Origin of the sequence: Candidatus Sordicultor fermentans, from assembly GCF_012728195.1 — a bacterium.
GTDB classification, from domain to species: Bacteria; Atribacterota; Atribacteria; order Atribacterales; family Caldatribacteriaceae; genus Sordicultor; species Sordicultor fermentans.
In genome coordinates this window covers 1-12,372 of record NZ_JAAYFP010000027.1, presented here as the reverse complement: position 1 = coordinate 12,372, position 12,372 = coordinate 1, and the positions used below count along the sequence as shown (strand labels likewise).

General features: G+C 40.0%; 12 protein-coding genes and 1 pseudogene. All 13 read left to right on the top strand.

Annotation, left to right across the window (positions count from 1 at the left end; translation table 11 throughout):
• Positions 1-14: 14 nt before the first annotated feature.
• Positions 15-1,394, top strand: a complete 1,380-nt coding sequence (gene hslU / locus GXZ17_RS01230) for an ATP-dependent protease ATPase subunit HslU (protein WP_409375470.1) — start codon at positions 15-17, stop codon at positions 1,392-1,394.
• Between the two features lie 138 nt (positions 1,395-1,532).
• Positions 1,533-2,246 (top strand): annotated as a pseudogene (rpsB, locus tag GXZ17_RS01225) (30S ribosomal protein S2); the annotation flags it as partial.
• A 227-nt stretch (positions 2,247-2,473) separates the two neighbouring features.
• Positions 2,474-3,076, top strand: a complete 603-nt coding sequence (tsf, locus tag GXZ17_RS01220) for a translation elongation factor Ts (protein ID WP_409375469.1) — start codon at positions 2,474-2,476, stop codon at positions 3,074-3,076.
• The gene (gene pyrH, locus GXZ17_RS01215; protein ID WP_409375468.1) at positions 3,069-3,812 is read left to right on the top strand and encodes a UMP kinase; all 744 of its coding nucleotides are present in this window, start codon (positions 3,069-3,071) and stop codon (positions 3,810-3,812) included. Before tsf ends, pyrH begins: the two co-directional genes overlap by 8 nt.
• On the top strand, positions 3,809-4,375 hold the full coding sequence (gene frr, locus GXZ17_RS01210; RefSeq protein WP_409375467.1) for a ribosome recycling factor: 567 nt from the start codon (positions 3,809-3,811) through the stop codon (positions 4,373-4,375). Before pyrH ends, frr begins: the two co-directional genes overlap by 4 nt.
• A complete protein-coding gene (gene uppS, locus GXZ17_RS01205) occupies positions 4,339-5,067 on the top strand; it encodes a polyprenyl diphosphate synthase (protein ID WP_409375466.1) in 729 nt (242 codons plus the stop codon). Before frr ends, uppS begins: the two co-directional genes overlap by 37 nt.
• On the top strand, positions 5,064-5,873 hold the full coding sequence (locus GXZ17_RS01200) for a phosphatidate cytidylyltransferase (protein WP_409375465.1): 810 nt from the start codon (positions 5,064-5,066) through the stop codon (positions 5,871-5,873). The genes uppS and GXZ17_RS01200 overlap by 4 nt, the downstream gene beginning before the upstream one ends.
• A gap of 5 nt (positions 5,874-5,878) precedes the next feature.
• The gene (locus tag GXZ17_RS01195; protein ID WP_409375464.1) at positions 5,879-7,012 is read left to right on the top strand and encodes a hypothetical protein; all 1,134 of its coding nucleotides are present in this window, start codon (positions 5,879-5,881) and stop codon (positions 7,010-7,012) included.
• Positions 7,009-8,061 carry an RIP metalloprotease RseP gene (gene rseP, locus GXZ17_RS01190; RefSeq protein WP_409375463.1) on the top strand — a complete coding sequence of 351 codons (1,053 nt, stop codon included), beginning with the start codon at positions 7,009-7,011 and terminating at the stop codon, positions 8,059-8,061. Before GXZ17_RS01195 ends, rseP begins: the two co-directional genes overlap by 4 nt.
• On the top strand, positions 8,058-9,128 hold the full coding sequence (gene ispG, locus GXZ17_RS01185; protein ID WP_409375462.1) for a flavodoxin-dependent (E)-4-hydroxy-3-methylbut-2-enyl-diphosphate synthase: 1,071 nt from the start codon (positions 8,058-8,060) through the stop codon (positions 9,126-9,128). Before rseP ends, ispG begins: the two co-directional genes overlap by 4 nt.
• Entirely contained in the window at positions 9,125-10,381 is a 1,257-nt protein-coding gene (proS, locus tag GXZ17_RS01180; RefSeq protein ID WP_409375461.1) for a proline--tRNA ligase, read from the top strand. The genes ispG and proS overlap by 4 nt, the downstream gene beginning before the upstream one ends.
• A 12-nt stretch (positions 10,382-10,393) precedes the next feature.
• Positions 10,394-11,050 carry a glycosyltransferase family 2 protein gene (locus tag GXZ17_RS01175; RefSeq protein WP_409375460.1) on the top strand — a complete coding sequence of 219 codons (657 nt, stop codon included), beginning with the start codon at positions 10,394-10,396 and terminating at the stop codon, positions 11,048-11,050.
• A gap of 3 nt (positions 11,051-11,053) precedes the next feature.
• Complete coding sequence (hflX, locus tag GXZ17_RS01170) at positions 11,054-12,322, top strand: GTPase HflX (protein WP_409375459.1); 1,269 nt, start codon at positions 11,054-11,056, stop codon at positions 12,320-12,322.
• Positions 12,323-12,372 lie beyond the last annotated feature (50 nt).

Genomic DNA, 12,372 nt, shown 5'->3' with positions numbered 1-12,372 from the left:
TGGAGAGGAGAAAAATGTCTTTAATAGAAGAGAACCTGACACCTGAGGAAATAGTAGAAGAGCTAAATAAATATATAGTAGGCCAGGATGAGGCTAAAAAATGTGTGGCCATCGCCTTGAGAAATCGAATTCGGAGAAGGATGCTACCTCCTGATGTTGCCGAAGAAATAACTCCTAAAAACATAATCATGATCGGCCCTACCGGTGTAGGCAAAACCGAAATTGCCCGCCGTCTTGCCAAATTGACCAATGCTCCCTTTTTTAAAGTAGAAGCTACCAAGTTTACTGAAGTAGGATATGTGGGAAAAGATGTGGAATCCATAATTAGAGATTTAACTGAATTAGCAGTGAGAATGGAAAAAAATGAACGCATAAAGAATCAAGAAGAAAAAGCTAAAGAAATAGTAGAGGAGCTGATTTTAGACTATCTTTTGGCTTTTAATCCTTCTTCTCTGGAATATGAAGATACTGTAACTGCAGAATCTCCTCGGGTAGATGTAGTTTGGCCCAAGCCTCTTTCTTCTACTCGAGAAAAGCTAAGAGAAAAACTGAAAAAGGGAGAATTGGAAGAACGTTTTATTGAAGTTGAGATAGAGGAAAGCTCTATACCTTTGGGAATTATAGCTGGTGGGGGTATGGAAAGTCTGGGAATAGATTTTCAAGAGCTCTTTAGCGGAGTTTTCCCTTCTCGAAAGAAAAAGAGAAGAGTAAAGGTTAAAGAAGCTCGAGAGATATTATTCAACCAGGAAGTCCAGAAACTAATCGATATGGAAGAAATAAGCAATGAGGCAATAAAAAGAGTAGAAGAAACAGGCATAGTTTTCATTGACGAAATAGATAAAATTGTTTCTCCAGGGGGAAACTATGGCCCAGATGTTTCTCGGGGAGGAGTGCAGAGAGACTTGCTCCCCATAGTGGAGGGCTCTACTGTTCTCACTAAATATGGTCCAGTAAGAACCAATCATATTCTTTTCATAGCTGCTGGGGCCTTTTCCCATACCAAGCCTTCTGACCTTTTACCCGAGTTGCAAGGAAGATTTCCTATCCGGGTAGAATTGTCTTCACTGTCGGAAGAAGACCTTTATCGTATATTAATTGAGCCCTTTAATTCTTTGACTAAACAATATAAAGCATTGCTGGAAACTGAAGGAGTAAGTATAGAGTTTGAGGAAGATGCTTTGCGGGAAATAGCCCACATTTCTCAGGAGCTAAACCAGAGAATGGAAAATATTGGTGCTCGCAGATTGCATACTGTGATGGAAAGACTTTTGCAAGATATCTCTTTTCGGGCTCCTCGTTTAAAAGGGCAAAAGATAGTTATAAATCGAGATTACGTTTTGCAAGAACTTGCTGACATTTTACAGGATGAAGATGTTACTCGCTATATTCTTTAGTCCTTTTGATATTAAGTTGAAAAAATTTCATCCTTTAGGTATACTTACGGGCGGTAATTTAATAAAAACACATGTAGAGTGTTTCTGGTGCTCCGGAGGAGCGAAACTCTACAGAGGTTAAACCAGAAGGAGGTTAAAATAATGGTAGTTACTATGAAACAGCTCCTAGAAGCTGGTGTTCACTTTGGACACCAGACCAGACGTTGGAACCCTAAAATGAAACCCTATATTTTTGCCGAAAGAAACAATATCTATATCATCGATCTCCAAAAAACTGTGGAGCTGGCAGAGAAAGCTTATAATTTTGCTCGAGACCTATCTCGAGAAGGAGGAATGTTTCTCTTTGTGGGTACCAAAAAACAGGCTCAAGAAGCTATTGAGCAAGAGGCTCAGCGTTGTGGCATGTTCTATGTCAACCAGAGATGGTTAGGAGGAATGCTTACTAACTTCTCCACTATTCGCCAGAGTATCGAGCGGTTAAAAAAGATTGAAGAAATGGAAGAGAAAGGGATTCTGGAGCGACTTCCCAAAAAAGAGGTTATGCAGATCAAAAAAAGGAAAGCTCGTCTGGAAAAATATCTGAGCGGTATTCGAGACATGGAAAAATTGCCTGACGCTCTTTTCGTGGTTGATCCTCGAAGGGAAAGAAATGCGGTTTTAGAAGCAAGAAAGATGGATATCCCCATTATAGCTATCGTGGATACTAACTGTGATCCAGACGAAATTGATTATCCCATTCCTGGAAATGATGATGCTATTCGGGCTATTCGCCTCTTTTCTGCTCTTATTGCCGATGCCGTATTGGAAGGAAAGAGGCTGGCTAGCGAAGGTCAAGAAATGATAGCTACAGAAGGAATAGCTATTCCTCAGGAAGAAATAGAGGAAGCAGAAGTAGCGGAAGAAATAGAAGAAATGGAAGAAATAGAAGAAATAGTGGTAGATAATAATGATAATAAAGAGGAAGAGGAAAATGTTTCTCAAGAGGAAGATGCTTTGCAAATATTAGAAGAACTCCAGGATTCAGGGTTAGAAGAAATTGAGGATAAAGAAACAGAAAAAGAGGAGGATGATGATAATTCATGAGTGCTACAGCTAAAGAAGTTTTTGAGCTTCGAAATCTGACTGGAGCAGGGGTGATGGACTGTAAAAAAGCGTTAGAAGAAGCAGGAGGAGATATAGAAAAAGCCTGTGATATACTCCGTCGCAAAGGTTTAGAAACTGCAGCTAAAAAGCAGGGCAGAGTAGCACAGGAAGGGTTAATTGGGGCTTATGTTCATACTGATGGTAAAATCGGGGTCCTGGTAGAAGTAAATTGCGAGACTGACTTCGTTGCTCGCACTGATGAGTTTCGCTACCTGGTAAAGGAGTTGACCCTACAGGTAGCTGCTCAAGCTCCTCGCTGGGTGGCTCCAGAAAATGTTCCAGAAGAAATAAAAAAGAAGGAAGAAGAAATTTACCGAGAGCAACTAAAAGACAGTAACAAACCGGAAGAAGTCAAGCAAAAAATTGTAGAAGGAAAGATGAAAAAGTTTTTTGAGGAAAATTGTCTTTTAGAGCAGCCTTATATTAGAGAACCAGAAAAAAAAGTGAAAGACCTTCTCATGGAGACCATCGCTAAATTAGGAGAAAACATAGTAGTCAGGAGGTTCGTGCGCTACAAGCTGGGCGAAGACAATGAGTGATCAACAACTATCTTCTTTGCGATTTAAGAGGATCTTGATTAAATTATCGGGAGAGGCATTAATGGGGTCTCTCCCTTTTGGTATTGACACTCAGGTTCTAGGTTATATCACTAAGGAAATTGAAAAGGTTAAAAATGTGGGAGCAGAAATTTGCATAGTAGTGGGAGGAGGAAATATTTTTCGAGGTAGAACGGCAGGAGATAAGGGCATCAGTCGAGTGACTGCCGATTATATGGGAATGTTAGCCACAGTTATTAATGCTCTGGCCTTGCAAGATTTTTTGGAAAATGAAGGGATTCCCACTCGAGTACAAACCGCTATTGAAATGCGGGCAGTAGCTGAGCCCTATATCAGGAGAAAAGCCATCCGGCATTTAGAAAAAGGAAGGATAGTTATATTTGCCGGTGGTACCGGTAATCCTTACTTTACTACTGATACTGCAGCTGCCTTGAGGGCAGCTGAGGTGCGAGCAGAAGCTTTGCTCAAAGCTACTAAGGTAGACGGAATTTATGAAGCTGACCCCCTGAAGGAAAAAAACGCTTATAAATTTGACCGTTTAGACTATTTAGAGGTTTTAAATCGGGGACTTAAAGTAATGGATTCTACAGCCATTTCTCTTTGTATGGAAAACAACATTCCTATCATCGTATTTAATGTCAACGAGCCAGATAACCTTGTTAAAGTAGTTACTGGCCATAAAATAGGAACTTTAGTAGGGAGGGAGGGAGAAAAATGAATGAAGACTTAAAGTTGGTAATCAAAGATGTGGAAAAAAGGATGAAACAGGCTATAAATGTAGCTCGGGAGGAGCTGTCTCGTGTCAGAACAGGAAGAGCGTCTCCTGCCTTGGTGGAAGATCTGGAAATCGATTATTATGGAACAATTATGAAATTGAAGCAAATAGCTTCTATTACCACTCCTGATGCCCGCACTATTATAATACAACCCTGGGACAAAAATGCTCTTTCTCTCATTGAGAAAGCCATCTGGAAATCAGACTTAGGACTTAACCCTCAAATAGAAGGAGGGGTGATTCGTATAGCCATACCTCCTCTTACTGAAGAGAGAAGAAAAGAGATAGCCAAGATAGCAAAAAAATGGATAGAAGAAGCTAAAGTAGCTATCAGGAATCTTCGACGAGAAGCTAATGAAAAAATCAAAAAAATGGAAAAAAGAGGAGAAATATCTGAGGACGAGAGTGAAAGAGCGCAAGCTGAAGTACAGAAACTTACCGATGAACACATAAATGACTTGGATGGTTTATGGGAAAAGAAAGAAAAAGAAATAATGACTATATAGGTACGATCTTAAGGCACGTAGCCATCATCATGGATGGTAATGGAAGATGGGCAGAGAAACGAGGTTTGCCTCCTCTGGAGGGGCATAGAAAGGGAGTAGAAGTGGTAAGGATTCTGGTAGAAGAAACAGCAAAAGTGGGCATTTCTTTTCTTACTCTTTATGCTTTCTCTACCGAAAACTGGAAAAGGCCAGTAAACGAAATTCAGGGCTTGATGAGACTATTTGTAGAAAGCATGGACAAATATGGCAAGGAGTTGGAGGATAACAAAGTTAGAGTAAAATTTTTGGGAAGGAAAGACGGACTTCCCGAGGACTTAGTTCTGCAGATGAACGATTTAGAAAAACACACAATGAGAGGTGAAAACCTGAATCTCAATCTAGCCATAAACTATGGGGGAAGAGATGAAATTTTGAGAGCAGTGAAAAATATTTACCAGGAAAACCATTCTCTTCTTGCTTCTTTGCTGGAAGAGAATTTCAGTGCCTACCTTGATACCGGAAATCAACCTGACCCTGACCTTTTAATTCGTACCGGAGGAGAGAGAAGAATTAGCAATTTTCTTCTCTGGCAAATTGCTTATACCGAGCTGTGGTTCACTGACACTTTGTGGCCTGATTTCACCATAGAAGAGTATCATCAAGCTTTTCAGGACTTTATGGAACGGGAAAGGAAATTTGGGGGTAGATTTTGAGGACTATTGCTCAATCATCAGATTTGAGAAAAAGGACCTGGAGCGTAGTCTGGGCTTTACCTCTCTTCCTATTTTTAATCCTTTCTTCTTCCTGGACTTTAATTTTAGTTTTTTTCTTCCTTTCTTTTGGTTCTTTGAGAGAATATGGTCGGTTAGTTCATGAAAGGGAAGAATGGACTTCCTGGATGTGTTTTTCCCTGGTTTCCCTTGTCCTTCTTTACCTTTCTTTAACCGGCATTGATTATAAAGCAATCCTTTTTTTAGGATACATTTTGTTTCTGATGTTAATAGGATGGGGACTTAAAAAGCCTCAACGAATGGTAGAGCGAGTAGCTTTTTATCTTTTGGGGTTTTTGTACTGCTCTTTCTTCCCCTTTTTCTGGGTAAAAATGGGTATTACTTACAGCCGGATTAGCATAGTTTTTTTTGCGCTTCCCGTATGGATAAATGATATTTTTGCTTATTTAGTAGGTAGAAAATGGGGTAAACATAAAATAGTTCCCCAGATTAGTCCAGGAAAGAGCTGGGAAGGTTTAGCAGGAGGGATAGGGGCAGCAACCATTATGGGATTAGTTCTTACTACTCCCTCTATTTCTTTTTCTCTATCTCAGGGACTTTTGACCGGATTTTTGATAGCCCTGGTTTCTTTCTTAGGAGATATCTGGGAGTCAGCGCTGAAAAGAAGAGCAGGAGTGAAAGATTCTGGTAGTTTTTTGCCCGGACATGGGGGGATTTTAGATCGTTTTGACTCTTTTTTCCTGGTTGGGCCTTTAGTTTATCTTTTGAGGTTATCTTGGGGAGGATGATGAAGATGAAAGTAGCCATCTTAGGTTCTACTGGTTATCTGGGGGAACAGATATTAGAAGTTTTAGAAAGAAGAAAGGACTTTGAGGTTATCCTTCTATCCGGATATTCCAAAGAAGAAAGATTGAGAGAACAAGCCCAAGAATTAAATGTTTCTTATGCTTTTAATCCCCGGGGTAGAAAAAGTCTCTGGGCAAATTCATCTACCACCTTGATAACCGATTACAACCTCTTAGAAAAAGTTATTCTTCAGGAAGTAGAAGGGGTTTTCTTCGCTGCGAGTGGAATAGAATTCTTAGATTTGTTTTGGAAACTTATTGATACATCCCGTATCTTGTGGGTTGCCAGCAAGGAAATCATCATTTTAACCGGGGAATTAAAATCTCACCTTCTTAAAGGGCGAGAAAATCTAATTCCTCTGGATAGTGAACATAACGCTCTATGGCAAATACTAAAGGGGGTTGAAAGGGAAGAAGTTTCCCGGGTCTATTTAACTGCTTCAGGAGGAGCATTCTATGAATGGCAGGGGAGTTGGGATGATATCACTCCAGAAATGGCTTTGTCTCATCCCAACTGGAAAATGGGAGTTAAAATTACCATTGATTCTGCTAATCTGATAAATAAGGGGTTAGAAGTAATTGAAGCTTCTGCGCTCTTTGGGTTCAGTTCAGAAGAGATAGAAGTAGCGATACAAAGAGAAAGTTTTATTCATGCTCTGGTGGAATTGAAAGACGGGTTTTCCTTAGCTTTGCTTTCTCCCCCGGATATGAGGTCGGTTGTTCTAAATGCTATCTCCGGGAAAAAGAGAGAGACGAATCCCTTTCAAAGTTTAGACTTCTCTCAAATTAAGTCTTTGAGCTTTGACTATCCTGTGCCAGAAAAATTTCTCGGTTTTTACTTAGCCAAAGAAGCGGGTAGAAGAGGAAAGGGTTATCCAGCGCTTTTTTGTGGAGCTGATGAAGCTCTGGTGAGCGCCTTTCTCTCCCGAGAAATTTGTTTTGGAGATATACCTCTTATTCTGGAAAAAATTTTAGAACAAGAAGTGAAGCCTCCAGAAAGCTTAGAAGAAGTGAAAGCCATCTACTACCAGGGCTATAAGTTAGCCCAAATGTTAATTTTAGAAAGAAAGAATATTCAATGATAATAACTATATTAGCTTTTATCTTTGTCATCAGTCTATTAATAATAGTTCACGAATTTGGACATTTCATCATGGCTAAGTGGTGTGGAGTACAAGTTCTGAGCTTTGCCATAGGCTATGGTCCCAAACTGGTATCTTTTAAAAGTGGAGAAACCGAATTTTCTATTCGTCTCATCCCTTTGGGGGGGTTCGTAAAAATGGGGGGAATGGAGGGAAACGTCATTGAGGGATATGAAGAAGTCAGCATTCCTCCAGAGAAAAGATTTGACCATAAACCTCTGTGGCAACGAAGCCTTATTGTAGCAGCTGGCCCTATTATGAATATAGTTCTTTCCATAGTCTTGCTGTTTATCGTTTTCAGCGTGACAGGAATTCCCGCTGGTAACCTAAAAGTACAGGAAGTGGTAGCGGGAGGCCCAGCGGACCGAGCAGGAATAAAAGTAGGAGATGTAATTTTAGCAGTTAATGGGAGATCTGCTTCCAACCTGGATGAGGTAGTCAGTATTATTTCTTCCCACCCTGGAGAAGAAATAGAATTAACTGTAAAAAGGGGAGAGGAAGAAATGATACTTAAAGTTATCCCGGAGTGGAATGAAACAGAAAAACGAGCACTTATTCAAGTGGTTTTTGGAATAGAAAATAAAAGGTTAAATCCCTTCTTAACTTTGTTTCATAGTGCTAAAACAACAATTAGTTGGTTTGTTCTAACTGCCCTGGGTTTGCTTTATGTCATCTTGGGAAAAATACCAGCCGAAATGGCAGGGCCTCTGGGAATAGCCCAGATAGCTGGACAAGCGGCTCAGTTAGGCTTTTTGAACCTTCTTATGTTTTCTGCAGTGGTCAGTGTGTCTTTGGCTCTTTTTAATCTCTTGCCTATACCCGTTTTAGATGGAGGGTACCTCTTGCTTTTTCTCTACGAAAAGATCCGAGGTAAACCTCTTGAGCCAGAAAAAGTAGGTTGGGTTTACTTTATCGGAATAATCTTGATTTTTTCTTTAGCCATTTTTGTTACTTATCAGGATATTATGAGGATAGTAGCGGGGAAATGAGAAGAGAAAATACTAAAGAGATCCCCCTGGGTAAAATAAAAGTGGGAGGCAAAAACCCCATCTGGGTCGAAGCCATGGGGAGAGAGAATCCCGCTAAAATTAGAGAAAGCATAAGAGAAATAAGAGAAGCTCAAGAAGAAGGTTGCGAGATTTTTCGTTTAGCTGTGCCTGATGAAGAATCTCTTTTCGGTCTTTCTCAGATTAAAAAACAAGTGGACCTTCCCTTAATAGCCGATGTTCATTTCAATTTAGAATTAGGAATAAAAGCAGCTCAGTTAGGAATAGATGCGGTAAGAGTAAACCCGGGAACAGCGGGTAATAAGGAAAAGCTGGAGGAGTTAATAAAAGTATTACATGATAAAAACCTGGCTCTTCGCATAGGAGCTAATACTGGTTCTCTTCCTCTCCACTATCGGGAAAAAAATCGAGTGGAAGCACTTTTTGATAGTGTAGAAGAATTAATATCTATTACGGAGAAAAATAACTTTAGAAATATAATCCTTTCTGCCAAGTCTACTGATATAGAGGAAACCATTGCTATATATGATAAATTGAGTCGAGCCTTTTCTTATCCTTTACATGTAGGGCTAACTGAGGCAGGAGAGGGAGAAGAAGGGATTGTAAAATCTTCCATCGCTTTAGGGATTATCTTGCGAGAAGGAATAGGAAATAATATTCGGGTTTCTTTAACTGCTCCTGATCCTGTCTCGGAGACCCGGGTAGCCTGGAGTATTTTAGAAGCCTTGAAGTTGAGATCTAAAGGATTGGAGATAATTTCCTGCCCTACCTGTGCTCGAAGAAAAGGAGATGTAGTAGCCTTAACCCGAGATTTCAAGCGGAAAGTAAAAGAGAGGAAAATAAAAATAGTGGGTAAAGTGGCTATAATGGGTTGCGAAGTGAACGGGCCGGGAGAAGCGAGAGAAGCAGATTGGGGTCTTGCTTTTGCCCCTCGAGGAAAAGCGCTTCTTTTTTCCCGGGGAGAGAGAATAAAAATGGTTAAACAAGAAGAAGCCGAAGAAGAACTGATACGTTTGATTACAAAAGAAATGGAGGAGAAAAAACCTTGAGAATGTCCTCACTTTTTGTTCCTACTTTAAAAGAAAATCCCCAGGAAGCAGAAATTGCGAGTCATAGTTTGATGTTACGGGCAGGAATGATTAGACAGCTCTCTTCTGGCGTGTACATTTTTTTACCTTTAGGGCTGCGCACCCTTAATAAAATTACCAAAATAGTTAAGGAAGAAATGGATAGAGCAGGGGGGCAGGAATTACTTCTACCCGCTCTACACCCTGGAGAATTGTGGAAAGAGACAGGAAGATGGGAGATTTATGGACCAGAATTGATCAGACTAAAAGACCGTAGAGATAGAGACTTTTGTTTAGGTCCTACTCATGAAGAGGTAATCACCGACTTAGCCCGTCGTGAAATTCGTTCTTATCGCCAGCTGCCACTTTTATTATATCAGATTCAAACTAAATTTCGAGACGAGATCAGACCGCGATTTGGAGTGATGAGAGCCCGAGAATTTATAATGAAAGACCTGTACAGCTTTGATCGGGATTTTGAGGGGTTGAGAGTTAGTTATGAAAAGATGTACAATGCTTATTGTAGAGTTTTCAGTCGTTGTGGTTTATCCTATAAAATTGTTCTTGCCGAGAGTGGAGTAATCGGTGGAGAGGTATCACACGAGTTTCTTATTCCGGCTGATTCTGGAGAAGAAAAATTCTTGGTATGCCCGGCTTGCGATTTCGGCACCACCCAAGAGGAGGCAAAATGCCCTAACTGTGGAGATAGCTTGGAAGAGAAGAGGGGAATAGAGGTAGGTCATATATTTCAACTGGGAACCAAATACAGTGAGTCTATGAAAGCTTATTTTGTGGATAAGGATGGGGAAGAAAAACCGTTAATTATGGGTTGTTATGGTATTGGTATTGGTAGGACCATGGCTGCAGCCATCGAAGCTTGTCATGATGAAAAGGGAATTCAGTGGCCTCTTAGCATCTCACCCTATGAAGTAGTAATAATACCAGTAAACTGGAGAAAAGCAGAACAAAGAAAAGCAGCGGAAGAAATTTACCAGGAACTAAAGAAAAGAGACTTTGAGGTAGTGATAGATGATCGGGAGTTCAGTGCTGGTTATAAATTTAGTGAAGCAGATTTAATTGGTTTTCCCCTTCAGGTGATCGTGGGAGAAAAAATGTCCCAAGAGGGAAAAATAGAGATTAAAGTTCGTCAGAATAACGAGAGATGGGAGACAAAAAAGGAAGAGGTTTTAACTCTTCTTTTAAAATTAAAGGAGGAATTGGCTCCGAAAGTCTGAGCTAACGAAAAAGTGAATGTAAGTATAAATGCTAAAGCCACAGCTATTATAGCTGCTTATAATGAGGAAAAAACCATTGGTCCCATTATTGATGTTTTAAAAGCTATCCCTTTCCTCAATCAGATTGTAGTGGTAAGTGATGGCTCTACTGACCACACAGTAGATGTTGCCCGAAGTAGGGGAGTAGAAGTGGTAGAGCTATTGTATAATGTGGGTAAGGGCGGGGCTCTCTATCAGGGGCTGATGAATACCACTTCTAATGTAGTTCTTTTATTAGATGCTGACTTAATAGGACTTACCCATCAGCATGTAATAGATTTAGTTAAGCCGGTTATAGATGGGGAGGCTGACGTTACCATCGGAATTTTCGAAGATGGTCGTTTTGCGACTGATTTTGCTCAAAAAATTGCTCCTTTTCTTTCCGGTCAGAGAGCTATAAGAATCGACATCTTGCAAAATATTCCCGATATAGAAGTTTCCCGTTATGGAGTAGAAGTGGCTATTAATCGCTATATTCGGAAAAATGGAGTAAGAGTAAAGCTGGTTAAGCTTCCCGGGCTCACTCAAGTAATGAAAGAAGAAAAATTAGGATTGATTAAGGGATTGAGAGAGAGGATGAAAATGTACTGGGATATTATTAAAAACTTTTACAGGGGAGGTGATAAATAAAAGTTGGAGGAAAAAAGGGGAATTCTGGTTCTCGTGGATCAGGGAAACAATCGCTCTTTTTCTTCCTGGGAAGGAGAAAAAAGAGAAATTGAAGAAGTTGCCTGGAGCGCGGGCTGGAAGATTTTGGCAGAAGTAGAATCTCGAGTAAAAAAACCTTTTTATAAGTATTACTTGGGCAAGGGAAAGGTAGAGGAAATCAAAAGCTTAATTGAGGATAATCCGGAGGCTAATTTTATTCTGTTTAATGTAGAAATAACTCCTTCCCAACAGAGAAATCTGGAAGAAACCTGGCAAGTTCCTGTATATACCAAGAATGCTTTGATTCATGAAATATTCGCTCAAAGAGCTCGCACTGCTCAGGGGAAAATTAAAGTAGAATTAGCTCAGCTCCGTTATCAGCTCAGTCGCTTAACTGGAAAGGGTAGAGAGCTATCCCAGACAGGAGGAGGTATAGGCACCCGAGGTCCAGGAGAGCAAAAAATTGAGGTGGAAAGAAGGAAAATTAAAGACCGCATTGCCCACTTAAATCGAGAGTTACAGAAAATAGAGAGACAGAGAGATGTACAAAAAAATTTGCGTCGAGCAAGAAAAATTCCTAATGTTGCTTTAGTAGGCTATACCAATGCTGGAAAATCCACTTTGCTAAATGCCCTAACTGGTTCTCAGGTTTATGTAGAAAAGAAAATGTTTGCTACTTTGGATCCTACCACAAGAAAGCTTTTTATCCCTGGAGTGGGAGAGACTCTTTTTACCGATACTGTAGGATTTATTCGGCAAATGCCCACCACTATAAAGGATGCTTTTCGAGCTACTTTAGAAGAAATTAAAGACGCTGACCTGATCCTGGAAGTAATAGATATTTCCGATGAAGATTACTATCTCCATTTTCAAGTTATAAATCAAATCCTAGAAGAGCTGGGAATAAACAATTCTCCTCGTATTTTGGTATTCAATAAAATCGATCTTCTTCAGTCACCCTTGGTTTTAGAAAGGGAAATCGAAGAAAATTATGTCTATGCTTTCATATCGGCACAGAAAACAACGGGATTAAAAGAGCTCAAAGAAAAAATTTCTCTTTCTTTACAACACGAGGTCAGACATCTGTGCTTGCAGGTTAATCACTCTCAGCTTCCACTGATACAAGAGGAAATATATCAGCAGGGGTATATAGAAGAACTTAAAACTATGAAAGATGGAGAAGTAATGATAAAATGCGTGGTTCGAAAGGAAGCCGCTGCTAAAATTTGTGATCTTTCTGAAGTTCGGTTCTGAAGTTCAGGTTTAATAGTTTAGTTCCCATAATGTATATTATGTAAAGTTTT